We start from the raw sequence: 26,542 nt of genomic DNA, 5'->3' as shown, positions 1-26,542 counted from the left end.
ACCGCAGGAGTGATGACGCATGGCAACGACCCGCACGTCGGCCGCGAAGAAATCCGCGGCCAAGAAGGCAGCCGCCGGCAGCAAGGCGACCAAGAAGACCGCCGCCGCGAAGGCCGGCATCAAGACACCGATCAACCGCACCGCCGCCCGTCCGGCCGCAAAGAAGGCCGCGGGCAAGGATTCGGCCTCCCGGTCGGCAACCGCATCGAAGAAATCGCCGGCCAAAAAGGTGACGGCGAAGAAGGCGGCTCCGAAGAAGGCATCCGTCAGGAAGGCGGCTCCGAAGAAGACGGTCGCGAAGAAAGCGGCACCGAAAAAGACCCTCGCCAGGAAGGCGGCACCGAAGAAGGCCATCGTCAAAAAGGCAGCATCGAAGAAGGCCATCCGGAAGCCGGCGGCGAAGAAAGCCGCGTTGAAAAAAACGGCCACCAGGAAGAGCACGCCAGCGTCGGCCAGCAAGAAGGCCACAAAGCCCTCGCCGACCAAAGCGGCCACCCGCACCGGCGGCATGGCGGCGAAGGCCGCGGGCAAGCCGGTGGCGAAGAAGGCCTCCTCCGCGTCGAAGCCCAGCCGGCCGGGCAGCGCCAAGCCCGCCGCCAGCAAGGCAGCGGCGCCGCGCAATGCACCCCCCGCGATCCAGCACATCAGCCCGGAAGAGGCGGTGGCGCACATCCAGGCGCTGCTCGATGCGAAGCAGGAACGCACCCGGCAGGCGTCGAGCCGTCCGGCGGACGGACAGCCGAGGCCACACGGCGAATCGGCCATCCATACGCCCGAGAGCCCGCAGCTGCCCAGCGATGCGCCCAAGACCACCATTCCGGTGCACACCGGACAGCGCGGCGCCAAGGTCTGACGCCAGGTCACCCTGCCGCCGCGCCCGCGCATCAGCCGGGCGCGGCGCTCAGGGCGCATTCAAACCGCCGCGACTAGCGTGATCCCCGTGACAGCAGTCACGGAGGTGAGCCCATGAAACGCATGCTTGCAGGACTGGCGCTGGTGCTTGGCACGGCGGCGCTGTCGGGTTGCTATTACGACCCCGGTTACAGCTACGTGCGCAGCAACGGCTATCAGGGCGATGCCTACTACGGCGAGGGTCCCTCGGTGATCTACGAGCCGGACTACTACGGTTACGGCGGCTACTACGGGCCCGGCTGGGGCTATGGCTGCTGCTATTCCTCCGGCGTGAGCGTCGGCATCAGCGGTACCTGGCGCGGCGATTCGCACCACTACCGTGGCCGCGACTGGAGCCGCGAGCGCCATGACTACCGCGACGACAGGCATGATCGTCGCGAGTGGCGCGGCCGGGAAGACCGCGGCCATGACCGCGGCGACTGGCGCGGGCGACGCGGGCACGATCGCGACTGACCGGCGCGCCGCGACTCGTGCCCGAAGCGTCCGCTTGGCACAATCGCGGCATGCCTTCTCCAACCCTTCGCGGGCGCCCTGCGCGCCTGGCTACTGTCGCGTTGTGCCTCCTGCTCGGCGGCTGCGGTAGCCTGCGCTATTACGCCCACGTCGCGCATGGGCAGGCGTCGTTGCTGATGCACCGCCGCCCGATCGTCAAGGTGCTGCAGGACCCGGCCACCGACCCGACGTTGGCCCGTCGCCTGCGCCTGGCGGCCCAGGCGCGGCGGTTCGCTTCCGCGGTGCTGGCGCTGCCGGACAACCGCAGCTATACCAGCTACGTGGACCTGCACCGCCCTTACGTCGCCTGGAACGTGTTCGCCACGCCGCCGTATTCGGTCGAAGCCCTGCCGCAGTGTTTTCCCATCGCCGGTTGCGTGGCCTACCGTGGCTATTTCGACCAGTCCCGCGCGCGGGTTCGCGCGGCGGAGCTGAAGGCGCAAGGCGAGGATGTATGGATCGGGCCCGTGCCGGCGTATTCGACGCTGGGCTGGTTCGCCGATCCGATCGTCTCCAGCATGCTGCGCTGGGACGACGACGACGTGGCCGGCACCATCTTCCATGAGCTCGCGCACCAGCGGCTGTACGTGAAGGGCGACACGGCGTTCAATGAATCCTTCGCCAGCTTCGTCGAGCAGGAGGGTCTGCGCCAGTGGCGCAAGGCGCGCGGTTTGCCGCCCCCCGGCTCGCGCGATCAGGCGATGGAGCAGGGCTTCACCGCACTGGTGCTGGACCTGCGCGAGCGGCTCAGGCGGCTGTACGCGAGTGGGGACGATCCGGCCAAGCTGGCGCGCGGCAAGCAGGCGCAGGTCGATGCGTTCCGTCGCCGCTACGCGCAGTGGCGCGACAGCCGGTGGTCCGGCGACCGCCGCTACGACGCCTGGGTGGAAGCGCCGATCAACAACGCCAAGCTGTTGCCCTTTGGCCTGTACGACCGCTGGACGGGCGCCTTCGCGGTGCTGTTCGAACAGGCGGAACGGCAGTGGGGCGCGTTCTATGCCGCGGTCGGTACGTTGGCGGAGAAGCCCGAGGCAGAACGGACGCGCGAACTCGAGCATCTGGCTGCCGCGAAGAACCATGCTCCCTGATCGGCCCGCCCGCCGGCCGGCCCGCTCCGGCCTGCGGCCTGGCCAGGCGGTGCGGGCGGAGCAGGATGCCTGAGGCCTGCATGGCGCTGCGCCTTGCACCCGCCCGCCACGCCCCAACGTCGAAGCCATGGCCGATACCACCGTTCCCCACTTCTTCGAGCAGTTCCCCATGCGCAGCGTGCTCGAGTCGGAACTCGATGCCGCGCTGTCCGAATCCGCCCGGGACCTGACCGTCCTGTTCCTGTGGGGCCGCGATTGCCCCAATTGCGATATCGCCAAGCGAGCCATGCTGCTGGCGCGCGAACGCTTCCAGTGGTCGCGCGTGCAATGGCTGCACGACAACGTCTACGAGGATCCCGGCATGGCCACCCGCTTCGGCTTGCACGGCATCCCGGCGTTCTTCGTGTTCGCCGGTTCCCGCAAGCTCGGGCGCATCACCAGCTGGCCGGGCGCCGACGCCTTCGTGCATGCGATCGACACCCAGCTCGCCGCGCTGGCGTCGCCGCAGGGATAATGCGTCCGATCCGGCCATGTGCCGGTTCCCGCCAGGCCAGCGCATGATCGTCCAGTCCCTGCTCGACACCGACCTGTACAAGTTCTCGATGATGCAGGTGGTGTTGCACCACTACCCCGCGGCGCACGTCGAGTACCGCTTCAAGTGCCGTACGCCGGGCATCGACCTGGTGCCGTGCATCGACGAGATCCGCGCCGAGCTCGACGCGCTGTGCGGCCTGCGCTTCACGCGCGACGAGCTCGACTACCTGCGCGGCTGGCGCTACATCAAGAGCGACTTCGTCGACTTCCTGGGCTTGTTCCAGCTCAACGCCAAGTACGTGGAGATCGCCCCTTCGCCGGCGGCCAACGGCGAGATCGAGATCCACATCCGCGGACCGTGGCTGCACACGATCCTGTTCGAGGTGCCGCTGCTGGCGATCGTCAACGAGGTGTACTTCCGCCGCACCCGCCCGGGCCTAGATCTCGCCGAGGGCCGCGCGCGGCTCGAGGCCAAGATCGAGCTGCTGCGCGCGGACCGGGAGTACGCCGACTGCCGCATCGCCGACTACGGCACGCGCCGGCGCTTCTCGCGCGAATGGCACGAGGAAGTGGTGCGCACGCTGCGCGACGGCCTCGGCGAGCAGCTGGCCGGCACCAGCAACGTGTGGATGGCGTGGAAGCTCCGGCTCACTCCGCTGGGCACGCTGGCCCACGAGTACTTGCAGGCGCACCAGGCCCTGGGCCCGCGGCTGCGCGATTCGCAGCGCGTGGCGCTGGAAACCTGGGCGAAGGAGTACCGCGGCGACCTCGGTATCGCTCTATCGGACGTTTACGGTCTGGACGCCTTCCTGCGCGATTTCGACATGTATTTCTGCAAGCTCTTCGACGGTACCCGGCACGATTCGGGAGATCCGTTCGTCTGGGGCGAAAAGGTGCTGGCGCACTACCGCGCCAACCGCGTCGATCCGCGCACCAAGATCCTGGTGTTCAGCGACGCGCTGGACATGCCACGCGTGATGCAGCTCTACCGCCACTTCCACGGACGCTGCCAGCTGGCGTTCGGCGTCGGCACCAACCTGACCAACGACGTGGGGCCCACGCCGCTGCAGATCGTGATCAAGATGGTCCGCTGCAACGACCAGCCGGTGGCCAAGCTCAGCGATTCGCCGGGCAAGAACATGTGCGAGGACCCGGCCTACGTGGCTTACCTGCGGCAGGTGTTCGACATCCCGCCGGAAGCCTGAGTCGCTACAGCCCGATGTGGCGGTCGCGGCGCGCACGCACGCGCACATGCCGGCGCGGCGCCTCGCGGCATGCCGCGTAGCCCAGCAACACGAGGGTGGCGAGCGCGACCAGGGCGGAAAGGACGAGGTGCATCACGGCAGCATCGCCTCCGGACCGCACGTCGGGAAATGACCATCGCTCATGTGCATATGCCGCTGGCGGCGTAGACTCGCCGACACCTTACGGGAGCCCGTGCATGAGCAGCGTCTACGACTTTTCCGCCCGCGACATCGATGGCCAGGAGCGCTCGCTCGCCGAGTGGCGCGGGCGCTGGCTGCTGGTCGTCAACGTCGCCTCCAAGTGCGGCTTCACCCCGCAATACACCGGACTGGAGGCGCTGTGGCGGGAGTGGCGCGAGCGTGGACTGACGGTGCTCGGTTTTCCGTGCGACCAGTTCGGCCACCAGGAGCCAGGCGACGAGGCGGAGATCCGCCAGTTCTGCAGCCTCAATTATGAGGTGAGTTTTCCGCTGTTCGCCAAGATCGAGGTCAACGGCGCCGATGCGCATCCGCTCTACCGCTGGCTCAAGCGCGAGGGCAAGGGCGTGCTCGGCAGCGAGGCGATCAAGTGGAACTTCACCAAGTTCCTGGTCGATCCCGAGGGGCAGGTCGTCAGGCGCTACGCGCCGACGGATACGCCGGAGAAGATCGGCGCGGATCTGGCGAAGCGGGTCAAGGGCTGATTCCTCCGCCGCCCCTGGTGCGACCAGCATGGCGGTCGCGCCCGAGGACGCGCCTACTGGGATCGTTCGCTCAGCTCGGCAAGCAGGACGGCGATCGCATCGACGTCCGCGCTGGCCGATACCCCCTGCGGCGGCACGTAGTCGTTGAGCAGGATCGCGAACGCCAGGTGTTCGCCCGCCGCGCTGGTGACATAGCCGGCCAGGCAGTTCACGTACGTCATGCTGCCGGTCTTGGCGTGCACGTTGCCCGCGGCAAGCGTGCCCCGCATGCGCCCGGCCAGCGTGCCGTCGACGCCTGCCACCGGCAGCATGTCGCGCAGGTGGCCGGCGCCCGGCCCGTTGGCGAGGAAGGCGAGCAGGCGCACCAGCGCGTTCGGCGTGGCGAGGTCGCGCCGGGACAGTCCGGTGCCTTCGCCGATCAGGCTGACCGAGGGCGGGATGCCGATGCGATCGAGCAGCTGATGCAGCGCGTGGATGCCCCAGTCGGCCGCACTGAGGAACCCGGTGGGTGCGGCCGGGTCGTTAGCCGCCGCGGCGTGGGCACGCGCGCCGGCCAGCTGCAGCAGGTTCTGCAGATAGAGGTTCTGCGAGCGCTTGAGGCCCTCGCGCAGCAATGTCGCCAGTGGCGGCGACTCCAGCTGGGCCAGCACGCGCGTGCCCGCCTGCAGCGTCGCATCCTGCTGCGGCCAGTAGAGCACGCGCACTTCGCCATCGACATCGATGCCGCGTCGCTCCAGCGCCCGCAGGAGCGTCTGGCCGGCCAGCCGTGCCGGGTCGGCGATGGCCAGATGAAAGCTTCGCGGTGATGACTGCGCCGGTACCGAGCCGAAGGCGTGCAGAAGCAGGTCGCCGGAATCGCGGTAAAGGTTGACGTCGCTCGCGGTGCCGGCCGGTACGGTGAGCAGGCGGTTATCCAACGGTATCGCCGCGCCGGCGGGATCGAAAGCCAGTCCGGCCGGCTCGCCTGCGCGTGCCGCAGGCGTCACCTTCAGCTGGAACTGGTTTTCGTACACGCTCAACGCCGAGGCCGGCGCGGCGAAGCCGGCAAGGAGGTCGAACGCTTCCCAGCCGTTGCCGATCGCCGGTCCGGCGAAATAGGTGGCATCGGCCACCAGGTCGCCGTGTACGCGGCGTACGCCCTTGGCCGCCAGCTGATCGGCCAGCGCGTCGGCCCAGCCCGCGGTGGACGGATCGGTGCCGAGCGACGGATCGCCCATGCCGTAGAGCACCAGTGGCCCCTGCACGCGCCCGCGTTTTTCCGGGGTGGCGCCCAGCACGCGGGTGGGAATGCGGTAGCCGGCATCCAGGCTGTTCAGTACCAGCGCCGCGGTGAACAGCTTGGTGGTCGATGCGGGTTGGAAAAGCTTGTCGGCGTCGTGCACGTACAGGGTGCGGCCGCTGTCCAGCGAGACCACGGCGATGCCCCAGCGCGCGGCGGCGAAACGCGGTTGGGCGATGCGCGAATCGATGGCCGCGCGCGTGGCGTGCAGGTCCATCGCCATGGAGTGCAATGGCAGCAGGACGAGGGCGAGCAGGAAAGGCAAGCGGGCAATCTTCATGCCCGAAGTATCGCAACCATGGCGCAACGGCGCAGGCCGGTGTGACAGGCCCTCGACCGTGAGCTGTTAAACTGGCCCATTCACCGACAACGAGAATGCCATGCAGATCGCAGACAACACCGTCGCCTCCTTCCACTACACGCTGACCGACGACGAAGGACGCGTCATCGACAGCTCCGAAGGGCGCGAGCCGCTGTCCTACCTGCACGGTACCGGGCAGATCGTGCCGGGCCTGGAGAAGGTGATGGCCGGCCGCCAGGCAGGCGATCAGTTCAAGGTCGACGTATCGCCCGAGGAAGGTTACGGCGCGCGCCATCCGGAACTGATGCAGGAAGTGCCGCGCGAGGCCTTCCAGGGCGTGGAGGACATCCAGCCGGGCATGCAGTTCCAGGGTCGCGGCCCGCAGGGCGCGATCAATGTGACCGTGGTGCGCGTGGACGACGACAAGGTGCACATCGACGGCAACCACCCGCTCGCGGGGCAGACCCTGCATTTCAACGTCGAGGTGACCGACGTGCGTGAGGCCAGCGCGGAAGAACTGCAGCATGGCCACGTGCACGGCCCGGGCGGCCACCACCACTGAGCCGGGCCACCATGCAGGAGCCTGCAAACGGGCTCCTGCATGGCGTGAGGCTCAGTACCAGTCGAGCAGCGAAACGCCCAGCCCCAGGTACGTGGCGTTGTGGTTGTAGTCGATCAGGCTTTCGCCGTAGCCCTTGAACACTTCCATGTAGCCGCGCAGGTTGCCGGCCAGCGGGAAGCTCCAGGTGAACCGCGCCGCGCCGTGGCTGCGGCTGCCGCCCCGGAAGGAATGGCGCAGCATCATGCCGAACTCCTGGCCGTTCCACTCGCGCACGATCTGGACGTCGCCCCGACCCATGTAGTCGCTGATGTCCGGGTTGTTGTCGTCCGTGCCCCCCTCGGGAATGCGCCACCAGGGGCGCAGCATCACCGTCCAGTCGCCGCGCTCGAAGCCCACGTTGGCGACCACGCGATTCCAGCTGCGTGAGAGCGGGTTGGATTGGCCGTTGGACTGGTGGTTGATGCCGATGCCGAGCAGGCGACCGTCCCATCCGAACACCTGGTAGTGGGTGTCGAACACGAGCATCGCCTCGGGCTCGTAGTTGGTCTCGCGGAACGGCCGCGAGGCATGGTCGTTGTAGACCTGCCAGCGCGAGGACTGGGTATAACCCAGCCACAGGTCGCCCGCGTCGCCGAACACGCCCTGCCACAACTTGGTCTTGAAGCTGATCTGGAACTTCGCCTCGATGTTCTCCAGCTGCTCCGGGTGGGTCACGGTGTTGAGCGGATTGGGGCTTTGCGGGCGCTCGTTCTGGTTGCTGGTGGCGAAGACCGGCATCAGGAACACCGGCTTGTAGCCGCGTACGTTGTACGTCCCCAGCTTGGCTTCCGGCGCCAGTTCCCAGCGACTGTCCAGCAGTGACATCGGCGTGGACACCTCCGGATTTTCGCGTGCGGCGACCTGGCCCGGGAGGCGGTCGTGCCCGAACACGCTGGGCAACCGGGTTTCCTCGTCCGCGCGCTTCTTCGCCACCGGCAGGTTCACTCGGCCGGTGGCGTGGTCGTAGCAGGCCAGCCGCTGCGCGTCGCTTTCGATGGCGGTGCAGGCGCGGATGTCCATCGGATCGGGGTTCTGCGCGTGCGCCGCGCAGGCCCACAGGCCGCCAAGTACCGCGACTACCGCGGCCGTACCGTGCTTGATCAAGGACGTCGCTCCCTACGGCAAAGGCGCGAGTCTAGCGAGCGGCATCCCAACCGGTCGTGACGGGAGGCAGGGGCCTACGCGGAGATGCACGGAAACCAGGAGGCGTCGCCCCATCAGGCACATGTTTCGCACCGGCCGTGGTCGGCCAAGACCGGCCAAAAAAAAAAGCCGGCTGCAGGCAGCCGGCGAGGGGAGTGTCGAGCGAAACTCAATGCGACTGCCAGGCTTCGTACTCGCGCTGCGTGACGCGACCGTCGCGGTTCTTGTCGGCATAGTCGAAATCGTTGGCCAGCGGCGGATAGCTGGCCGCTTCCTGCAGGGTGATGGATTTCTTGCCGTTGGCCAGCTGGCTGAAGTCCGGCGCCGGGCCGGCGGAGGAAGCCGGCGGCATCGAGGACTTGAATTCCACGTTGGCGTTGCCACCGGCATTCATGCCGGCACCGTTCGCGTCGCCATTGGAGTCCATGTTGCCGTGGGAGTTCATGCTTCCGTTGGCATTCGCGTTGCCATTGGCATCCATGTTCCCGCTATGGTCCATGCCGTTTTGCATGCCCTGGTTGCCATTCATGCCGCCCGAATCGTTGCCCATCGGCGGAGGCGCGCTCGACGCCGGCGGCGGCATGGTCTGCATGCCGGAGCTGGTCGGTGGGGCAGGCGGCGTGGAATTCGGGTCGGGCGGCGGTGGTGGTGTCGGCGGCATGTTCGACTGCGGCGCGCCGGCCGGGGGAGGCGGCATCGGGGTGGTCGGCGGCGGGGGTGCGGGGGTCCCCGGATCCGTCGGCGGCGGTGGCGGTGTCGGGGGCGTCGGCACGTCCTGCGCCATCAGGACCCCGGACGCCAGCAGCGAGCTGGCGACGAGGGCGGACAGCCATGGCTTGCGGAATTTCATTATCGATACTCCATGCCAGAATGCGGGGGCGCGGGTTGAACGCATTCGATGGGGTCGCCGCGCTTCCGGCACGCTAACAAACGATTTGTAAACGCGGCCTCATCTTGCGCAGCAGGGTTCCGTGAAGTCCCAGACCACGTTGTCTTCCGCTTTACCCAGCCAGATCGCGCCGTTGAGCCTGTCGCAGGCCCGTCGGCTGCACCTGGCCGCCCAGGGCCTGCTGCAGCCGTTCGATCGCCGTCCGCGGCCCGCCGACGTGGTCGGGGCGATCGAGCGCATGCGCCTGCTGCAGATCGATTCCATCCATGTGGTGGCGCGCAGCCCTTACCTGGTGCTGCATGCGCGCCTGGGCGACTACGACGGCGCCTGGCTCGACGACGCGCTGGCCCAGGGACGCATCGCCGAGTGCTGGGCGCACGAAGCCTGTTTCGTGCCCGCGGCCGACCTGCCCATGCACCGCGCCTGGCGTGAGCGCGGCGCGCACTGGGCGCACCGCCATGCCGCGCGCATGCATCGGGACCACCGCGCCGACATGGACGAACTGCTCGAGCGGATCCGGGCGCAGGGCGCGGTGCGCGCGGCCGATTTCCCGCGCGCCGACCGCGGCGTCAGCGGCTGGTGGGAATGGAAGCCGGAGAAGCGCTGGCTGGAGGCCTGGTTCGCGCTGGGCGAGCTGATGATCCCCCGGCGCGAGCGTTTCCAGCGGGTCTACGACCTGGCCGAGCGCGTCCTCGCCAGGCTCGATCCGCCGTTCGTTCCGAGCCAGCTCGACACATCCGGCCTGCGTCGGCGCTTCATCCTCGACAGCGTACGTGCGCTGGGCATCGCCCAGGCGCGCTGGGTCGCCGATTACTATCGGCTCAAGCCCGCGGTGGACGAGGCGGAACTGGCGCCTCTGGTCGCGGCGGGCGAACTGCTGGCGGTACCGGTGCAGGGCTGGAGCGTGCCCGGCTACGTGCATCGCGAGCATGCGCCATCGCTCGACAAGGCGCGCGCCGGCCGGTTGCGTGCGACTCATACGGCCTTGCTCTCGCCATTCGATCCGCTGGTGTGGGACCGCGCCCGCGCGCAAGCCATGTTCGATTTCGAGTACGCGATCGAGTGCTACACGCCCGCGCCGAAGCGCCGCTACGGCTACTACGTGCTGCCGATCCTGCATCGCGGCAGCCTGGTCGGGCGACTGGATGCCAAGGCACACCGCGGCGAGGGCGTATTCGAGATCAAGGCGCTGTTCCTGGAACCGGGCCAGGAGGTTACCCCGCGCTTGGTTGCGGATGTGGGCGATGCGATCGCGCGCACGGCCACCTGGCATGGGACGCCGGAGATTCGGCTCGAGCGTAGCGAGCCGGCAGCGTTCGGACGGGCCCTGCGGGCAAACTGGAAGGCGGCGCGTTAAGCGACCGGCGAAACCTCACCCGCCGGAGGACGGGCGGGCGAGCGATCAGGACAGATCAGTCGCTGCTGCGTGACGCGGCCGGCGCGCCTTCGCAGGACTTGCCGTGCAACGCCTGGCGCAACTGGCTCGCCAGCGAGTTGCAGCGCGTGGCCAGATTCGGGCGGATGGCCGGATCCTGCGAGTCGCGCAGCAGGCTGGTGCGCATGGCTTCGTAGCGGCCCTGGATCTCGTTGGGCTTGTAGACCTGCGCGGCGCGATGGCAGGCCACGTAGCTGGCGAGATAGTCGTCGCACGCCGGAATCCCGGTACTGTCGGGCAGTTTGCTCGCCTGTTCCGGTGTGCCGGCCGCGGCGGCGTGGTTGCCATGGCTGGCGTGGCCCGCACCGCGGCTTTCGCTCGGCTGGGCCCGGGGTGTCGCCGGGGTTTCCGATGCCGACTGCGACCCACTGGTCCCGGTCGAGCCGGAACGGGCCGGATGGTTTGCGCAACCGGTCAGCATCAGGCCGACGCCGAGCAGGGTAATGGTCAGGCGTGGAAGGGCGAGCTTCATGGCGGGCGTTCCTCTGGCGACAGGCAAGGCCGGCAACGAGGCTGGCGACCTCTACACTAGACAAACGGCACTGTGAAGAAAATCTGAAATTTCCCGTGCTGGCGGGCCTTCCGCCGTTCAGCCATGTCGGTCGCACAGGGGATCGGTACCGGCTATGATGCGCCCACTGCGTTTGCCGGGGTCACCAGAGTCACGTGGCCCGATGCCGCCGACCGGCGCTTCATCGAATCACCCCTAGGGTTTTCCTTGCACACCAGTAAGTCGGCCCCGCACGTTGCGGCGGTCGAGTCTCTTTGATTAAACCTAGTGGAGTGTTTCATGTCTGATCGTCAGATCGGTACCGTCAAGTGGTTCAACGACGCCAAGGGCTTCGGCTTCATCAGCCGCGACAACGGTCCGGACGTGTTCGTGCATTTCCGTGCCATCAGCGGCACCGGCTTCAAGAGCCTGCAGGAAGGCCAGAAGGTCAGCTTCAAGGTCGTGCAGGGCCAGAAGGGCCTGCAGGCCGACGAGGTCATGCCGGCCTAAGCGGTTCCTCCGCGAAAGCTACGAAAGCCGGGCAGCGATGCCCGGCTTTTTTGTGTCCGAAAGGTCGGTTTCGCGGCCCGCTTGCCTTGGCGAAATTTCCGTTATGCTTGGGGCACTGTGTCTGCTCGGTCCACGTGCGTGCCCCGAAGCGGGATTCGTCCGAATCGCGCCTCGCTCCACCCGCTCCCTGCATGCCCAGTAAGTCGTCGGCCAAAGGGGAGGTCGACTTGTCTCAGCATCGTGCAGAACGGAGTGAGTCATGTCGGATCGTGAGATTGGCACCGTCAAGTGGTTCAACGACGCCAAGGGCTTTGGCTTCATCAGCCGGGAGAGTGGCCCCGACGTCTTCGTGCATTTCCGTGCCATCAGCGGCACGGGCTTCAAAAGCCTGAAAGAAGGGCAGAAGGTCAGCTTCAAGGTCGTGCAGGGCCAGAAGGGCCTGCAGGCCGACGAGGTCGCACCAGCCTGAGACAGGCGGAGTCTTTTCAAAAGGGCCGGCGCAAGCCGGCCTTTTTTTGTGCGTGCGCCGCGGCCTCGCTAGCCTTGGACTTTTCGGCAGGTTTTCATGGACGCCAATCCGACCGCTGCTGTGCGGGTCATCCGCGTGACTGCCTCCGACGGCGCGGCCAGCCAGTTGTTGCTGGTCGGGGAGCCGATGGGCGGGCGCTGGCTTTACTGGTTGCCCGCGATGGGTGTGCCGGCGAAGCATTACCTACCGCTGGCCCAGGCGCTGGCGGCGCGCGGCCTCGGCGTGGCGCTTCACGAGTGGCGCGGCATCGGTTCCAGTGACCGGCGCGCGTCCAGGCGCCAGGACTGGGGCTACCGCACCTTGCTTCAGGACGACCTGCCGCAAGGATTCGCCGCCGTGGGCGCCGCCTGGCCAGGAACCACCGGCTACCTGGGTGGCCACAGCCTCGGCGGGCAACTGGCGACGATGTTCGCCGGAAGGCATTCCGCGCAGATCGCGGGACTGGTGCTGGTGGCCAGTGGCTCGCCCTACTGGAAGAACTTCCGCCGCGCCTGGCTGATCGCCACGGCATACGTGGCGGCGCCGGTGCTGGCCCGACTGTTCGGGCATTTTCCCGGGCGTCGGATCGGCTTCGGCGGCAACGAGGCGCGCGGGGTGATCGTCGATTGGGCGCGCAGCGGACGCACCGGCCGTTACGCCGCCGCAGGCGTGGGCGACCTGGAGCCGGGCATGGCAACGTTTGCCGGCCCGCTCCTTGCGCTGCGTCCGTGCGACGACTGGCTGGGTCCGGCAGCCTCGTTGGAATGGCTGCTCGGCAAGCTGTCCCGCGCGCGCATCACGCGCGCGGTGCTCACACCGGATGACCTGCATGGGACGGCCGACCATTTCGGTTGGATGAAGACGCCCGAGCCGGTCGCCGCGCGCATCACGGGCTGGCTGGAATCGCAAGCCTAGGAGTCACGATGGGCCCGCACGAAGAGCGCGCACGGCCCTGCCTCTTGAAGCCCAGCCCACACGGCGTCATCTGATGGCATTGTCTTTCGACAAGGCCACCGCATGAACCTGTTCACTTCCTTTGAGCAACGCAGCCTGACGCTGCGCAACCGCATCGTCGTCGCGCCGATGTGCCAGTACTCGGCGACCGACGGCGTGCCGCATGACTGGCACCTGGTGCACCTGGGCAGCCGTGCGGTGGGCGGTGCGGCGGCGGTGGTCGCCGAAGCCACCGCGGTCTCGCCGGAGGGGCGCATCTCGCCCGGCGACACCGGTATCTGGAATGACGCACAGGTGGCCGCCTGGAAGCCGATCACCGCCTTCATCCGCGGCCAGCACGCCGTCGCGGGCGTGCAGCTGGCGCACGCGGGGCGCAAGGCCAGCGCGCAGCGTCCGTGGGAGGGCGGCGGTCCGCTGGCGGCGGGGCAGGGCGACTGGCCAACGGTGGCGCCTTCGGCGATCCCGTTCGATCAGGGCTGGCATACGCCGCAGGCGCTGGACGACGCAGGACTGCGCAAGGTGGTGGACGACTTTCGTGCGGCCGCCAGGCGCGCGCTCGCCGCGGGCTTCCAGCTGGTCGAGGTGCATGCGGCGCACGGTTACCTGTTGCACCAGTTCCTCTCGCCGCTCAGCAACCATCGCACCGACGCCTATGGCGGCAGCTTCGAAAACCGCACGCGGCTGGTGCGCGAGGTGCTGGCGGCCGTACGCGAGGTTTGGCCGGACACGCTACCGCTATGGCTGCGCGTCTCCGCGACGGATTGGGCACCGGAGAGCGAGGGCGTACACGGCTGGAGCGTGGAGGAAAGCGTGCGGCTGGCGCGCGAGGTCAAGTCGCTGGGCGTGGATCTGATCGACGTGTCCAGCGGCGGCGTGGTGCCGCACGTGAAGATTCCGGTCGGCCCCGGATACCAGGTGCCGTTCGCCGCGCGGATCCGGCGCGAGGCGGAGATCGCCACGGGCGCGGTGGGCCTGATCACCGAATCCGCCCAGGCGGCAGGCATCATCGAGAAGGGCGAGGCGGATCTGGTGCTGATCGCCCGCGAGAGCCTGCGCGATCCGTACTTCCCCCGCCGCGCCGCACAGGAGTTGGGCGTGTCGCTGGTCGCGCCGGTACAGTATCAGCGCGCCTGGTAGCGCCCGGAGGACCGACACATGGACCACACGCCACGATTGATCGAAGGACGCAAACACGACCTGGGCGACGGGTTCACGGTGCGACGCCTGCTGCCCGCGCTGCTGGCGCGGCACGTCGGCCCGTTCGTGTTCTTCGATCACATGGGACCGGCCGACTTCGCGCCGGGCAAGGGCATGGACGTGCGACCGCATCCGCACATCGGCCTGGCCACCATCACGTGGTTGTTCGAGGGGGCGATCCGCCACCGCGACAGCCTGGGCAGCCTGGCCGACATCCGCCCGGGCGAGGTCAACTGGATGACCGCCGGCCGCGGCATCGTGCATTCCGAACGCACGCCGCCGGACGAGCGCCGCGACGGCCAGCGACTGCACGGCATCCAGCTGTGGGTGGCGCTGCCGCGCGAGGATGCGGAAGTCCCACCGGAGTTCCACCACCACGGCGCGGGGGAGCTGCCGCGCATCGGCCGGGATGGCGCCGAACTGCTGTTGATCGCGGGCACCGCTTACGGCGAGCGCTCACCGGTGAAGGTGTTCGCACCGATGTTCCTGATCGAGGCCAACCTGGCCGAAGGCGCCACGCTGGAATGGCCGCGCGAGCACGCCGAGCGGGGCGTGTACGTGGTCGAAGGTGAAGTGGAAATGGGCGACGTCGTGGTCGGCGCCGACCGCATGGCGGTGCAGGGCGGAAACGCCGCGGTGCCGTTGCGCGCGCGCGCGCCAAGCCGGCTGATGCTGTTCGGCGGAGCGCCGCTGGATGGCGAGCGGCATCTGTGGTGGAACTTCGTGGCCAGCTCGCGCGAGCGCATCGAGCGTGCAAAGGCCGACTGGGCGGCCGGGCACTTCGGCGTGGTGCCGGGCGACGACAAGGAATTCATCCCGCTCCCGGAGCACTGAGGAGACCGAGCACTGGTTTGCGCTACCTGAACGACCGCTCGCGCCGTGCGGAGCTCGCCAGCGAGCGAAGTCGAAGCGCACCTGTGCGAGCGGTTCCAGGGCCTGGCTTGCCCCTCAACCCCTGCGCCGCGCGTTTGCGCTCCTGGCGATCGGAAATTTCGGAACGCGGGTTGGCTTGTACCCGGTGCCGGGTAGGCGCACGCTCGTGGCATCGCTCGCCGGATACCGTTCTGCGCCATGTCCGACCCGTTTCCGCGATTTCTACCCTTACTACCTGGGCGAACACCGCAATCCCGCCTGCCGCCGGCTGCATTTCGCCGGCAGTACGTTGGTGTTGCTGGTGATCGCCGTGGCGCTCGTGACCCGCGACGCACGCTGGCTTTGGTTGGCCCCGCTGGCCGGTTATGGCTTCGCCTGGGTCGGGCATTTCGTGTTCGAGAAGAACCGCCCGGCGACTTTCCGCCATCCGCTCTACAGCCTGGCCGGCGACTGGGTGATGTACTGGCAGATCCTGCGCGGCCGCCAGCGGATGTAGCGAACCGCCTGCGAAACCGTTGTGGACCCTTGGGCGCGACTGCCGACTCTCGGGCCCGGCCAAGAGAGTTACTGCAGGCTAGGATGGGCCTCGACCCGGCGCTTCGATGCCATGGCGGGCTGAAGCCCCTGCCAGGTCATCAGGCCCCCAGGGCCTGGTCCTGCTCACCCAGCCAGTCGTGGTAATTGCGCAGTTTGCCGAGCTGGAAGCGGGAGACGTCCTCGATCACCGCCAAGTGGTACCACTGCTCGCCGCGCACGGTCACGGCCGGGTGCAGCAGCGCTTCCGTTTCGCGGATGCCTTCGTGGAAGTAGCCGTCGCCCTCGCCGAACCATGGCAATCGGTCGCCTTCGCGCAACGCGGCCAGCAGTACTTCCGGGGCGCCCAGGTCGCTGGCGATCTCGTAGTGCGCCCGCAGGTCCTCGTCGGTCTGCACCAGCACGAAGCGGCCGCGGCCGCGCTCGTCCAGCAGCAGCAGGCCGGTGGGGTTGACGTGCAGGTAGCACTCCACCGCAGGGAAGTCGCCGACCAGGCCGCGGAAGGCCTGCTGGAAGGCGCGGTCGCGCAGGAATCGCACGTTGCCCAGCGCCAGCGCTTCGGCCACGAACCCGCCCACGCGCTCGAAGTAGCGCCGCTGCAGCGCTCGGATGGCCAGTTGCAGCTTGTCGATCGCCTGCGGATCGCTCTTGCGGATGAAGCGGTCGATCACGCCGGCGTTGAAGGCTTCGATGGCGGTGCAGTCGTCGGCGGTGCCGGTCAGCAGGATCTTGCCGATGTGGGGATTGGCCAGTTCGCGGCAGAACGAAATGCCATCCATCTCGGGCATGGTCAGGTCCACGACCACCACCGACACCTCGGCGAAACGCTCCGGGTCGAACATCACGCGGTGGATGGAATCGATGTCCAGTGCGACCAGTTCGCGCGTCTGCGAGGAGCGGTCCTTCCAGTGGTACATCCAGCCGCCACCCGGCACGGCGCGGATGCCGTGGCTGCCCAGTTCGGCCAGCGCCTTGCGCGGCGAGCTGTAGCTGCGCAGGCGCAGGGCCGGATCGAGCAGCAGGGGCATGCTGTCGAGGTATGTCTCGTGGTCGTCCACCAGCAGCGTGGTGGTGGGGAAGTGGAACGGCAGGATGTCGCCGTGAAAGTCGATGCTCATGCCGGAAGTCCCTGTCCTGTTGGCACGCATGGCGGGAACGCCACGAAAAACTCGGTGTATTCGCCCCAGCGCGAGCGGCAGCTGATTCGACCGCCCATGCGCTCGACGGCACTTTGGGAGAAAGCCAGGCCGATGCCCAGCCCGGTGCCGTCGCGGCTTTCGCTGTAGGAATAGAAGCGGTTGAAGATGCGCGGCAGCACGTCGGGCGGGATGCCGGGCCCGGTGTCCCGCACGCGGATGCAGTGGCCGCCCGCATCGCTGTCCAGGCTCACGTGGATCTCGCCCTTGCCGGCCCGGCCGGTGTGGAACAGCGCGTTGCGCAACAGGTTGAAGAGCACGTGCGTAAGCAGCGTCTCCGAACCCATCAGCACGAAGTCGGTGGGCTCGGCCGACAGCTGCACGCGCTCGCGCTCGGCCTGCGAGGCGTACGGGTAGCGCGCCAGCGCCTGCGCCACGCAGGCGCGCGCCTGCAGCGGCTCGAGCTGCAGCGTACCCATCGGCCTGGCCGCCATCAGCAACATGTCGATCACGGTGTGCGCGTGGTTGACCTCGTGTTCGATCACCGAGATGCCGCGCTGCAGGGCCTGCAGGTGAGGGTTGCGCAGCGCGGCCACGGGCAGTCCGGCGCGCTCGGCCACGCGGTGGCTCTCCAGCAGGTTGGGCAGGTACCGGCCAATCGCGCGACCGGCCATCTGCACCGAGCCCAGCGGCGTACGCAGCTCGTGCGCGATGTTGTTGGAAGCGCCGATCAGCGCCTTGACCTTGGCCTCGTCGGCGAACTTCTGCGAGAGGCTGGCCAGCGGCCCAAGGATCAGCGTCAGCGCCAGCAGCGGTGCGTATTGCAACAGCGCGTGCCACGGCCAGGCCCCGTGCGGCCCGAGCTGGAACGCCAGCGCGGCCAGCGCCGTGCCCAGGCTGCAGATGAGCGCGAAGCTGGCCAGGTCGAACAGCATCATGGTGATGAAGATGGAGAACAGGTGCGCACCCATCCAGACGATCGTGCCGCCGTTGCGCAGCCACAGGTAGCCGAAGAAGAACGGCAGCACGAACGTGATCACCGCGTACCAGTACAGCGGCAGCCACGGCTTGAACGAGCGCGGCCACCAGCGTTGCCACGCCAGCGGCAGCAGCGCCGCGCAGCCGGCGAGGTGCAGGCCGAGGTTGCTGTAGGGCTGCGGCAGCACATAGGTCCACAGGAACCAGTACAGCGGCATGAACAGCCCGCCGAGCAGGCACATCACCGGCATCATCGGCTGCGAGTAGCGCGCGCGGGTGAACATCGCATTGTCCACCCGCCGCCGCAGCTGCTGCAGCCGCGAGCGGCGGCGGTGCGTCGTGTCGGTCGTCCCTGGCATCAACATGGCATCCGGCCGTTGGCGTTTGGCTTACCGGTATTGCTCGTGGCAGGACTGGCAGGCGTCGCCGACCGGCTTGATCGCCTGGGCGAGCGCCGCGCAGTCGGTCGGATGCGCCTGCACCGCGCCCTGCAGGGCCGTACGCAGGCGACCGGAATGGTCGAGGAAATCCTGCTCGGCGCCCGGGAAGGCGACGGGGATGTCCGATGCGGTCGACTGCAGCCGCAGCAAGTGGTCGTTGACCTGCGCGGCGTCGCACTGCTTGGTCTTGACCGCCTGGCCGAGCGCGCCCATGTGGTGGCCCATCACTGTCATCACCGCGTGCGGCATGGGGTTGCGATTGCCCAGCGCCTTCATGGCGAAGACGGTGCCGAGGACGCCGATGACCAGGCCGAGCAGGATCAGGAGTGCGGAACGTGCATTCATGGTGGACCGCCCTTGGAAGTTGTGAACAGCCAGAATACCGAAGCATTGGCGGCTTTCGTAGCCGTAAAATGGGCTTTTCCGCGTAGGAAACCGCACGCGATGGCAGGCAGCATCCACCTCGTCCCCGGGCAGGCCGCATGACCGGGCCGCACTATCCGGTCGAACGCTTCGAAGGCGTCGAGCGCCTGTACGGACGTGGAACCATCGAGCGACTGATGGGCGCTCACGTCTGCGTGGTCGGCATCGGGGGTGTCGGTTCCTGGGCGGTCGAGGCGTTGGCGCGCAGCGGCGTGGGCCGGTTGACCTTGATCGATGCCGACGATGTCTGCCTGTCCAACACCAACCGCCAGCTGCACGCGCTGGACGGCCAGTGGGGCAAGCCCAAGGTCGGCGTGATGGCCGAGCGCGCGCATGCGATCAACCCGCGCATCCGGCTGGAGGCGATCGAGCGCTTCCTCACCACCGCCACGCTGGACGACTTGCTGGACCGCGGCTACGACGTGGTGCTCGATGCCTGCGACGCCTTCCGCGTCAAGCTCGAGGCGATCGCCTGGTGTCGCCGGCGCAAGCTGCCGATGGTCACCGTCGGTTCGGCCGGCGGCCGAACCGATCCCACGCAGATCCGCGTGCGCGATCTTTCGCGCACCGAGCACGATGCGATGTTCAGCCTGATCCGCAAGAAGCTCCGGCAGGATTTCAATTTCCCGCGCAATCCGGACCGCTATTTCGGCGTATCGGCGGTGTATTCGCTGCAGAACGTGCAGTACCCGCAGCCGGACGGCTCGGTCTGTGGTTTGCGCCCGCCGGGTGGGGATTCGCTCAACCTGGCCTGCGGCGGCGGGCTGGGGGCGGCCACCCACATCACCGGGGCGTTCGCGTTTGCGGCGGTGGGAAAGGTGCTGGAAAAGGTGCTGGAGAAGTAGCTCGTCTTCCGCCTCCCTCGCTGGGAAGCGGACCGAGGTGAAGCGCCGTGGCTCGGGGGAAGCGCGCATAAGAGCGGCCACTTTGCAGCTTTCCGTAAGAGTGGCCCCTCGCCCCAGCCCTTCTCCCCGAAGAGGGAGGGAGCTACATCACCACCCCATGTAATGCCCGCCGTTGATCGCCAGGTTCGATCCGGTGATCCAGCTGGCCTCTTCGGTGGTGAAGAACGCCACCGCGTGAGCGATCTCCTCCGGCTTGCCCAGTCGCCCGATCGGAATCTGCGCCACGATCTTCTCGCGCACCTCCTCGGGCACCGCCATCACCATGTCGGTCGCGACGTAGCCGGGCGAAACCGTGTTCACCGTGATGCCGAACTTCGCATTCTCCTGCGCCAGCGAGATGGTGAAGCCGTGCATGCCCGCCTTGGCCGCGGCGTAATTGGCCTGGCCGTACTGGCCTTTCTGGCCGTTGATCGAGCTGATCTGCACGATGCGGCCCCAGCGGCGCGCGCGCATGCCCTCGATCACCGGACGGGTGACATTGAAGCAGGCGTTGAGGTTGGTGTTCACCACCTCGGTCCACTGCTGGTAGTCCATCTTGTGGAAGGTGGCGTCGCGGGTGATGCCGGCGTTGTTGACCAGGATCTGGATCGGCCCGCACTGCGCTTCCACCGCGCGCACCATGGCTTCGGCCGAGACCGGGTCGGCCACGTCGCCCGGCACCATGCACACGTCGATCCCTTCGGCTGACATGCGGGCGCGCCAGGCCTCGGCCCGGGTCGCGTCGCGGTAGTTGGTGGCGACTTTGTGTCCCTGGCGCGCCAGGTTGCGGACGATCGCGCTGCCGATGCCGCCCGTGCCGCCGGTGACCAGTGCGGTGCGTGGGTTCATTGCGTGCAGTTCCCGGTGAGAACACGCCGGTGCTGGCGTGCCCTTGCATGTATACCCCAACTTCATGACAACTGCTGCCGGCCTGCCAGTGAATCCAGTCGCGGTTGCTTTCGGCAAACGCCTCAGCCCCCGGCATCGGGGACGGCGGGCTGAAGCCCTCCCTACAGGGTGCGCGCAGCCAGGCGGGGCAGGCGGGCCGGATCGAAACGCTCGAGCGCGGCCTGCAGAAGGGCTGCGGGGCTGTCCGCGCCCGCGGCCGTCTGGACGTCCAGGAATGCCAGCGCACGCCGCAGCGCCGGCAGCGGATCGCCCGGGTCCACCGGATGCGCATGCCCGGATTTGGAAAGCTTGTGACCCTGCCCGTCCAGCGCGAGCGGCAGATGGCGATAGGCCGGCGTGGGATAGCCCAGGCAGCGCTGCAACAGGATCTGGCGCGGCGTGGAATCGAGCAGGTCGGTGCCGCGCACCACCTCGGTGATGCCCTGGAAGGCATCGTCCACCACGCAGGCCAGCTGGTATGCGTAGTAGCCCTCGACACGGCGGATGACGAAATCGCCGGCTTCGTCGCGCAGGACCTGCCGCTGCGGGCCCTGCAACGCGTCGTCGAAGGCGATGGTCCCGTCGGGAACGCGCATCCGCCAGGCCGGTGGACGGTCGGGGTCGGGCGGAGCGATGCAACGACCACGGTGCAGCCCGCCTTCGGCCGCCAGTTGTGTCCGGCTGCACCAGCAGGGAAACGCCAGGTCCGCCGCGCGCAACCGGTCGAACGCCACGTCATAGGCAGCCTGGCGCTGCGACTGGAACAGCGCGGGCGCATCGGCCACCAACCCGAACGCCGGCAGCGCGTCCAGGATCGCCTGCGCCGAGCCCGCCACCTCGCGCGGCGGATCGATGTCCTCCACCCGCAGCAGCCATCGCCCGCCCGCATGGCGCGCGCACAGCCAGCTGCCCACCGCGGCCACCAGCGAGCCGAAGTGCAGCAGGCCGGTGGGTGAGGGGGCGAAGCGGCCGCAGTAGGTCATCGCACGATTCTAAGGGCGCGGGCACCGGTTCACCCGCCGGCAACGGAAGCGGCGCGAGCATCCGTCCGTCCGGTGCCGAAGGAGAACGCGATGACCGATGCAACCGAGGGCCATGACGATCCGCGCGAGCAAACCCGCAAGATCAAGGGCATGCTGCGCGAGGCCATGGATCACGTGCGCGGAGACGTGCCGAAGGTTTCCGATCCCAAGGCGCAGGCGCCGTTCGAGACTTCCGCCGAGGTGCTCGGTGGCTTGATCGCCGCCTACGAGCATTTCGAGCAGCGCAGCGAAGCGGCCTGGCGCTGAGCCATGGAAGGGCCCGAGCCCGGGAATGAAGCAACCGATCCGCGGCGCCGCCGCTGGCTGGCAGGCGCAGGCCTGGCCGCGCTCGGCGGCCTCACGGTTGCCCTGCCGCTTGCCGCCCGGGCGGAGGAGGAAAAATCCACCGACGTGCTGGCCGTGGAGGACCTGATGCGCGAGCACGGCGTGCTGCGCCGCGCGCTGCTGGTCTATGCGCAGGCCGCCACCCGGCTACGCGCCCGCGAGACGATACCCGCCGACGCGCTGCACCGGACGGCTGCACTGTTCCGCCATTTCGGCGAGGACTATCACGAGCACAGCCTGGAAGAGCGGCACGTCTTTCCCGCCGTGGTGGCGACCGGCGGCGAACCGGCGACGATTTGCCGCATCCTGGCCACGCAGCACGAGCGCGGCCGGCAGATCACCGATTACATCCTGGCCTCCAGCGCTGGCAAGGGCATCGGCCAGGCCGACATGGCGCCGCTGGCCGACGCGCTGGACGGACTGGTGCGCATGTACCAGCATCACACGGCGATCGAGGACACGATCGTCTTCCCGGCCTGGAAGCGCACCCTGACGCCGGCCCGATACAGCGCGCTGTCCGAAACGTTCGAGGCGCTGGAGCGGCGCATGTTCGGCCATGACGGCTTCGAGGACGCGGTCGACCAGATCGGGCGCATTGAACGGGCCTTCGGCCTGGCCGACTTGGCCGCGCTGACAGCTCCGCCCCCGCCGGCATCGCCGGCGCGCTGAGTCTCCCGTCGCGCCGGCGAGCCTCTCGCCGACCTCTTGAAACCATGGCACGCCGCCCCGAGTCTCAGCCTGCGGCGCAAGCCGCTTTTCCATGACTGCCAAAACGAGACAGCCGTGCGTCGAATCGTCCTTTTCCTTGCCACCAACATCGCCGTCCTCCTGCTGCTGAGCATCGTCTGCCGCCTGTTCGGCATCGACCAGTGGGCCGCCGCCCGCGGCTACGGCGGCATGACCGGCATGCTGGTCTTCGCCGCCGTGTTCGGCATGGGCGGCGCGTTCATTTCGCTGGCGATGTCCAAGACCATCGCCAAATACTCCACCGGCGCCCGGGTGATCGAGCAGCCGGGCACCGAGGCGGAGCGCTGGCTCGTCGACACCGTGCGCCGGCACGCCCAGGCCGCCGGCATCGGCATGCCCGAGGTGGCGATCTACGACGGGCCGGAAATGAATGCCTTCGCCACCGGCATGACGAAGAACAGTTCGCTGGTGGCAGTCAGTTCCGGCCTGCTGCAACAGATGGACCGCGAGCAGGTTTCGGCCGTGCTCGGCCACGAGATCGGCCACATCGCCAATGGCGACATGGTCACGCTGACGCTGATCCAGGGCGTGCTCAATACGCTGGTGATCCTGGCCGCGCGCGTGGTCGGCAGCGTGGTCGACAGCTGGCTTTCCGGCGGGCGCGACAATCGCGGCGGCAGCGGCATCGGCTACTTCGTCACCGTGATGGTGCTGCAGGTAGTGTTCGGCCTGTTCGCCTCGATGATCGTGGCCGCCTTCTCGCGCTGGCGCGAGTTCCGCGCCGACCGCGCGGGCGCTCAGCTGGCCGGGCGTGGATCGATGATTTCCGCGCTGCAGCGGCTCAAGGGCGACCACGGCGCCACCACGCTGCCCAAGGCCATGGCCGCGTTCGGCATCTCCGGCCACATGGCCGCGGGCCTGCAGCGGTTGTTCATGAGCCACCCGCCGCTGGACGAGCGCATCGCCGCGCTGCAGGCGGCCCGCGCCTGAACTTGAGCCCCTCTCCCCCGGGGAGAGGGCTGGGGCGGGGTTCGTTGGCGCCGGGCAGATCGCCTGCCTGAGCCCTTTCCCGCCTTTGGCACCCGCTCCCCGGTGGGAGGGGACATGTCTTTTGTCGTTACCTGGGAAGCATCACCGCAATGACCGCATCCACCGAAACCCGCAAGTTCGAAGCCGAAGTCAGCCAGGTCCTGCACCTGGTTACCCACTCGCTCTACTCGCACAAGGAAATCTTCCTGCGCGAACTCGTCTCCAACGCCTCCGACGCCTGCGACAAGTTGCGCTTCGAATCGATCGCGCATCCGGAGCTGCTCGCCGGCGAGGGCGAACTGCACATCGACGTGAGCTGGGACGAGCAGGCGCGCACCGTCACCGTGCGTGACAACGGCATCGGCATGAGCCGCGACGAAGTAGTGGCCAACATCGGCACCATCGCCAGTTCCGGCACCCGGCGGTTCCTCGAAGCGATGAGCGGCGAGCAGAAGGCCGACGCGCGCATGATCGGCCAGTTCGGCGTGGGCTTCTACTCGGCTTTCGTGGTGGCCGACCGGGTTACGGTGCTTACCCGCCGTGCCGGCGCGCCGGTGGAAGAGGGCGTGAAGTGGGAGAGCGACGGCAAGGGCGAATATTCGCTGGAACAGGTCGAGCTCGGCGAACGCGGCACGACCGTGGTCCTGCACCTGAAGGCCGACGAGGACGAATTCCTCAAGCGCTGGCAGCTCGCCTCGCTGATCCGCAAGTACTCCGACCACGTCGCCTTCCCGATCCGCATGCCCAAGGAAGAAGCGGGCAAGCCGAGCGCCGAGTGGGAAACCGTCAACGACGCCGGCGCCCTGTGGACCAAGCCCAAGAGCGAGATCAGCGACGAGGACTACCAGAGCTTCTACAAGTCGCTCGGGCACGACTTCAACGATGCGCTGGCCTGGACGCACAATCGCGTCGAGGGCAGCCAGAGTTTCACCACGCTGCTTTACCTCCCCGCGCAACCGCCGTTCGACCTGATGATGGGCGGCCGCGACGAGCGCAAGGGGCTGAAGCTCTACATCAAGCGCGTCTTCATCATGGACGCGGCCGAGGAACTGCTTCCCAACTACCTGCGCTTCGTGCGCGGCCTGGTCGATGCCGACGACCTGCCGCTCAACGTGAGCCGCGAGATCCTGCAGCACAACCGCCAGCTCGACCGCATCAAGGCCGCCTGCGTCAAGCGCGTGCTCGACCTGATCGAGAAGCTGGCCCGCGACGAGCCGGAAAAGTTCGCCACCTTCTACAAGGCCTTCGGCAACACGCTCAAGGAAGGCATAGGGGAGGACGCCAACAACCGCGAGCGCATCGCCAAGCTGCTGCGCTTCGCGTCCACCCGGGGCGAGGGCGCCCAGCAGACGGTGGGTTTCGACGACTACATCGGCCGCATGAAGGTCGGCCAGGAGGCCATCTGGTACATCACCGCCGACAGCTACGCGGCCGCCGCCGGCAGCCCGCAACTGGAAGCGTTCAAGGCCAAGGACATCGAGGTGCTGTTGATGTCCGACCGCATCGACGAGTGGATGCTCGGCTCGCTGAGCGAATACGACGGCAAGAAGCTGCAGAGCGTCGCCAAGGGCGAGGTGCCGCTGGACGAGGCGGACAGGAAGAAGCAGGAAGAAGCGGCCAAGGCGGCCGAGCCGTTGCTCGCGAAGCTCAAGGAGCTACTCGGCGACCGCGTCGGCGACGTCAAGGTTTCCGCCCGCCTCACCGACAGCCCCTCGTGCCTGGCGCTGTCCGACTACGAGATGGCGCCGCACCTGGCCCGGCTACTGCGCGAGGCAGGCCACGACATGCCCGAGAGCAAGCCCACGCTGGAGGTCAATCCGAAGCACCCGCTGGTGCGGCGCGTGGAGACGGAGGGCGACCCGGCCAAGGCGAACGATCTGGCCATGCTGCTGCTGGACCAGGCCGAGATCGCGGCCGGCGCGCAACTGCCCGATCCGGCGGCGTTCGTGCAGCGGATGAACCGCGTTTTGCTCGGCTGAGCACCGCGACCAAAAAAAAGCCCGCCACATGGCGGGCTTTTTTTTCCGTACCGACCGAAACGATCAGTTCGCCAGCGGTTCCACTACCGTGGGTTGCTGCACGCTGACCGCCGTACCGGCCGCCGCCACGATGATCGCCAGGATCGCTGCCCACTGCATCGGGCTCAGCTGCTGGCCCAGCAATGCCGCGCCCGCCATCGCCGCGATGGCCGGTTCCAGGCTCAACAGCGTGCTGAAGGTGCGCGCCGGCAATCGGGTCAGTGCGACCATCTCCAGCGAATAGGGCAACGCCGAGCTGAGCAGCGCGACGCCCAATGCGTACGGCAGCAACGTCGGCGACAGCAACGCGGCGCCGGCGTGCGCGACACCGAACGGGATCACCAGCAGGGCGCCGATCGAAATACCCAGCGTCACCGCGTCTGCGCCGTGACTCGCGCCGACTTTTTTCCCCAGCACGATGTACAGCGCCCAGCCCACGCCGGCGGCCAGCGCATACATCACGCCGACCGGATCGAGCGCCTGGGCGTGCGCCCGCAGCGGGAGCAGAAGCAGCAGACCACCGACCACCAGCGCGATCCAGACGAAATCGAGCGGCCGGCGCGAACCGAAAAGCGCCAGCGCCAGCGGTCCGGTGAACTCCAGCGCGACCGCGATTCCCAGGGGGATCGTGCGCAACGACATGTAGAACACCAGGTTCATGGCGCCCATCGAGAGTCCGTAACCCCACAGCGCGCGCCAGTCGCGCCCGCTGCGCGGGCGCCGCCACGGCCGCCGCCACAGTAACAGGATCGCTGCGCTGAGCCCGAGCCGGTAGGCCGTCGCCCCCTGCGCGCCGACCTGCGGGAACAGATGCTTGGCCAGCGACGCACCGCATTGGTACGACACCATGCTGATCAACAGCGCGCCGATCGCAAGCACGACCGGCGCAATGGCGGAGCGGGAGGACATGTGGGCACCGGGATGGGGAAAATCACTCCGACCATGATGCGCGCCGGCCAAGTCAAAACCCACCGCCTTGGGCACGCTGTCGGCGCTATTGCTGACAGCATGCTGGCAGTAGAAGC

General features: G+C 68.1%; 30 protein-coding genes. 19 read left to right on the top strand and 11 right to left on the bottom strand.

Annotated elements, in window-relative coordinates; all coding sequences use genetic code 11:
• Positions 1 to 19: 19 nt before the first annotated feature.
• The 5 genes from LQ772_RS12260 (at position 20) to pncB (ending at position 4,231) form a co-directional block, all read left to right on the top strand.
• Positions 20 to 853, top strand: a complete 834-nt coding sequence (locus LQ772_RS12260) for a hypothetical protein (protein WP_231321150.1) — start codon at positions 20 to 22, stop codon at positions 851 to 853.
• Positions 854 to 966: 113 nt separating this feature from the next.
• A complete protein-coding gene (locus LQ772_RS12255) occupies positions 967 to 1,365 on the top strand; it encodes a hypothetical protein (protein ID WP_231321149.1) in 399 nt (132 codons plus the stop codon).
• 50 nt (positions 1,366 to 1,415) lie between these two features.
• Positions 1,416 to 2,492, top strand: a complete 1,077-nt coding sequence (locus LQ772_RS12250) for an aminopeptidase (protein WP_231321148.1) — start codon at positions 1,416 to 1,418, stop codon at positions 2,490 to 2,492.
• A 127-nt stretch (positions 2,493 to 2,619) separates the two neighbouring features.
• A complete protein-coding gene (locus LQ772_RS12245; protein ID WP_231321147.1) occupies positions 2,620 to 3,006 on the top strand; it encodes a thioredoxin family protein in 387 nt (128 codons plus the stop codon).
• A gap of 43 nt (positions 3,007 to 3,049) precedes the next feature.
• Positions 3,050 to 4,231 carry a nicotinate phosphoribosyltransferase gene (gene pncB / locus LQ772_RS12240; protein ID WP_231321146.1) on the top strand — a complete coding sequence of 394 codons (1,182 nt, stop codon included), beginning with the start codon at positions 3,050 to 3,052 and terminating at the stop codon, positions 4,229 to 4,231.
• A 4-nt stretch (positions 4,232 to 4,235) separates the two neighbouring features.
• On the opposite strand, the gene LQ772_RS17350 is transcribed toward pncB, so the two are convergent.
• Positions 4,236 to 4,367 (bottom strand): hypothetical protein, encoded by a 132-nt coding sequence (locus tag LQ772_RS17350; RefSeq protein WP_256445228.1) that lies wholly within the window; start codon positions 4,365 to 4,367, stop codon positions 4,236 to 4,238.
• A gap of 100 nt (positions 4,368 to 4,467) precedes the next feature.
• Here LQ772_RS17350 and LQ772_RS12235 point away from each other — a divergent pair, with 100 nt between their 5' ends.
• Positions 4,468 to 4,953, top strand: a complete 486-nt coding sequence (locus LQ772_RS12235) for a glutathione peroxidase (RefSeq protein ID WP_231321145.1) — start codon at positions 4,468 to 4,470, stop codon at positions 4,951 to 4,953.
• Positions 4,954 to 5,006: 53 nt separating this feature from the next.
• On the opposite strand, the gene dacB is transcribed toward LQ772_RS12235, so the two are convergent.
• On the bottom strand, positions 5,007 to 6,512 hold the full coding sequence (gene dacB / locus LQ772_RS12230; protein ID WP_231321144.1) for a D-alanyl-D-alanine carboxypeptidase/D-alanyl-D-alanine endopeptidase: 1,506 nt from the start codon (positions 6,510 to 6,512) through the stop codon (positions 5,007 to 5,009).
• A gap of 100 nt (positions 6,513 to 6,612) precedes the next feature.
• Here dacB and LQ772_RS12225 point away from each other — a divergent pair, with 100 nt between their 5' ends.
• Positions 6,613 to 7,095, top strand: a complete 483-nt coding sequence (locus LQ772_RS12225) for an FKBP-type peptidyl-prolyl cis-trans isomerase (RefSeq protein ID WP_231321143.1) — start codon at positions 6,613 to 6,615, stop codon at positions 7,093 to 7,095.
• 51 nt (positions 7,096 to 7,146) lie between these two features.
• Here the strand turns inward: LQ772_RS12225 and LQ772_RS12220 are convergent, their stop codons facing one another.
• Together LQ772_RS12220 and LQ772_RS12215 are read right to left on the bottom strand one after the other, a co-directional pair.
• Positions 7,147 to 8,235, bottom strand: coding sequence for a phospholipase A (locus LQ772_RS12220; RefSeq protein WP_231326032.1), 1,089 nt, complete (start codon positions 8,233 to 8,235; stop codon positions 7,147 to 7,149).
• Between the two features lie 211 nt (positions 8,236 to 8,446).
• Positions 8,447 to 9,127, bottom strand: a complete 681-nt coding sequence (locus LQ772_RS12215) for a hypothetical protein (RefSeq protein WP_231321142.1) — start codon at positions 9,125 to 9,127, stop codon at positions 8,447 to 8,449.
• A gap of 121 nt (positions 9,128 to 9,248) precedes the next feature.
• Between LQ772_RS12215 and LQ772_RS12210 the strand changes: the two genes are divergently transcribed.
• Positions 9,249 to 10,523, top strand: a complete 1,275-nt coding sequence (locus LQ772_RS12210) for a winged helix-turn-helix domain-containing protein (RefSeq protein WP_231321141.1) — start codon at positions 9,249 to 9,251, stop codon at positions 10,521 to 10,523.
• Between the two features lie 55 nt (positions 10,524 to 10,578).
• Here the strand turns inward: LQ772_RS12210 and LQ772_RS12205 are convergent, their stop codons facing one another.
• Positions 10,579 to 11,073 carry a hypothetical protein gene (locus LQ772_RS12205; RefSeq protein WP_231321140.1) on the bottom strand — a complete coding sequence of 165 codons (495 nt, stop codon included), beginning with the start codon at positions 11,071 to 11,073 and terminating at the stop codon, positions 10,579 to 10,581.
• Positions 11,074 to 11,391: 318 nt separating this feature from the next.
• On the opposite strand from LQ772_RS12205, the gene LQ772_RS12200 reads away from it, so the two are divergent.
• The 6 genes from LQ772_RS12200 (at position 11,392) to LQ772_RS12175 (ending at position 15,629) form a co-directional block, all read left to right on the top strand.
• Positions 11,392 to 11,601: a cold-shock protein gene (locus LQ772_RS12200; protein ID WP_209614482.1), complete on the top strand. Its 210-nt coding sequence runs from the start codon at positions 11,392 to 11,394 to the stop codon at positions 11,599 to 11,601.
• A 259-nt stretch (positions 11,602 to 11,860) separates the two neighbouring features.
• Positions 11,861 to 12,070, top strand: coding sequence for a cold-shock protein (locus LQ772_RS12195; protein ID WP_091333775.1), 210 nt, complete (start codon positions 11,861 to 11,863; stop codon positions 12,068 to 12,070).
• Between the two features lie 96 nt (positions 12,071 to 12,166).
• Positions 12,167 to 13,024, top strand: a complete 858-nt coding sequence (locus LQ772_RS12190) for an alpha/beta hydrolase family protein (RefSeq protein ID WP_231321139.1) — start codon at positions 12,167 to 12,169, stop codon at positions 13,022 to 13,024.
• A 102-nt stretch (positions 13,025 to 13,126) separates the two neighbouring features.
• The gene (locus tag LQ772_RS12185) at positions 13,127 to 14,200 is read left to right on the top strand and encodes an NADH:flavin oxidoreductase/NADH oxidase (RefSeq protein ID WP_231321138.1); all 1,074 of its coding nucleotides are present in this window, start codon (positions 13,127 to 13,129) and stop codon (positions 14,198 to 14,200) included.
• Positions 14,201 to 14,218: 18 nt separating this feature from the next.
• Positions 14,219 to 15,094, top strand: a complete 876-nt coding sequence (locus tag LQ772_RS12180; protein WP_231321137.1) for a pirin family protein — start codon at positions 14,219 to 14,221, stop codon at positions 15,092 to 15,094.
• 205 nt (positions 15,095 to 15,299) lie between these two features.
• On the top strand, positions 15,300 to 15,629 hold the full coding sequence (locus tag LQ772_RS12175) for an Mpo1-like protein (protein ID WP_231321136.1): 330 nt from the start codon (positions 15,300 to 15,302) through the stop codon (positions 15,627 to 15,629).
• Between the two features lie 139 nt (positions 15,630 to 15,768).
• On the opposite strand, the gene LQ772_RS12170 is transcribed toward LQ772_RS12175, so the two are convergent.
• The 3 genes from LQ772_RS12170 to LQ772_RS12160 are packed head-to-tail and all read right to left on the bottom strand — an operon-like array spanning position 15,769 to position 18,566.
• Positions 15,769 to 16,785, bottom strand: coding sequence for a response regulator (locus LQ772_RS12170; protein ID WP_231321135.1), 1,017 nt, complete (start codon positions 16,783 to 16,785; stop codon positions 15,769 to 15,771).
• Positions 16,782 to 18,140, bottom strand: a complete 1,359-nt coding sequence (locus LQ772_RS12165; protein WP_231321134.1) for a sensor histidine kinase — start codon at positions 18,138 to 18,140, stop codon at positions 16,782 to 16,784. The genes LQ772_RS12170 and LQ772_RS12165 overlap by 4 nt, the downstream gene beginning before the upstream one ends.
• A 30-nt stretch (positions 18,141 to 18,170) precedes the next feature.
• Positions 18,171 to 18,566, bottom strand: coding sequence for a cytochrome c (locus LQ772_RS12160; protein ID WP_231321133.1), 396 nt, complete (start codon positions 18,564 to 18,566; stop codon positions 18,171 to 18,173).
• Positions 18,567 to 18,703: 137 nt separating this feature from the next.
• Between LQ772_RS12160 and LQ772_RS12155 the strand changes: the two genes are divergently transcribed.
• Positions 18,704 to 19,489, top strand: coding sequence for a tRNA threonylcarbamoyladenosine dehydratase (locus LQ772_RS12155; RefSeq protein ID WP_231321132.1), 786 nt, complete (start codon positions 18,704 to 18,706; stop codon positions 19,487 to 19,489).
• A 147-nt stretch (positions 19,490 to 19,636) separates the two neighbouring features.
• On the opposite strand, the gene phbB is transcribed toward LQ772_RS12155, so the two are convergent.
• Both phbB and gluQRS read right to left on the bottom strand, forming a co-directional pair.
• Positions 19,637 to 20,377 (bottom strand): acetoacetyl-CoA reductase, encoded by a 741-nt coding sequence (phbB, locus tag LQ772_RS12150; RefSeq protein WP_231321131.1) that lies wholly within the window; start codon positions 20,375 to 20,377, stop codon positions 19,637 to 19,639.
• Between the two features lie 161 nt (positions 20,378 to 20,538).
• Positions 20,539 to 21,399 (bottom strand): tRNA glutamyl-Q(34) synthetase GluQRS, encoded by an 861-nt coding sequence (gluQRS, locus tag LQ772_RS12145; RefSeq protein WP_231321130.1) that lies wholly within the window; start codon positions 21,397 to 21,399, stop codon positions 20,539 to 20,541.
• 90 nt (positions 21,400 to 21,489) lie between these two features.
• Here gluQRS and LQ772_RS12140 point away from each other — a divergent pair, with 90 nt between their 5' ends.
• From LQ772_RS12140 to htpG, 4 genes are all read left to right on the top strand, one after another.
• Positions 21,490 to 21,705 carry a hypothetical protein gene (locus tag LQ772_RS12140; protein ID WP_231321129.1) on the top strand — a complete coding sequence of 72 codons (216 nt, stop codon included), beginning with the start codon at positions 21,490 to 21,492 and terminating at the stop codon, positions 21,703 to 21,705.
• 3 nt (positions 21,706 to 21,708) lie between these two features.
• A complete protein-coding gene (locus LQ772_RS12135; RefSeq protein WP_231321128.1) occupies positions 21,709 to 22,452 on the top strand; it encodes a hemerythrin domain-containing protein in 744 nt (247 codons plus the stop codon).
• Between the two features lie 114 nt (positions 22,453 to 22,566).
• Complete coding sequence (gene htpX / locus LQ772_RS12130; protein WP_231321127.1) at positions 22,567 to 23,460, top strand: protease HtpX; 894 nt, start codon at positions 22,567 to 22,569, stop codon at positions 23,458 to 23,460.
• Between the two features lie 149 nt (positions 23,461 to 23,609).
• A complete protein-coding gene (gene htpG, locus LQ772_RS12125; RefSeq protein ID WP_231321126.1) occupies positions 23,610 to 25,478 on the top strand; it encodes a molecular chaperone HtpG in 1,869 nt (622 codons plus the stop codon).
• 63 nt (positions 25,479 to 25,541) lie between these two features.
• On the opposite strand, the gene LQ772_RS12120 is transcribed toward htpG, so the two are convergent.
• On the bottom strand, positions 25,542 to 26,426 hold the full coding sequence (locus LQ772_RS12120) for an EamA family transporter (RefSeq protein WP_231321125.1): 885 nt from the start codon (positions 26,424 to 26,426) through the stop codon (positions 25,542 to 25,544).
• Positions 26,427 to 26,542: the final 116 nt, after the last annotated feature.

This window comes from Frateuria edaphi (genome assembly GCF_021117405.1).
Classification (GTDB): domain Bacteria; phylum Pseudomonadota; class Gammaproteobacteria; order Xanthomonadales; family Rhodanobacteraceae; genus Frateuria_A; species Frateuria_A edaphi.
This window is presented reverse-complemented; position numbering and strand designations above follow the sequence as displayed.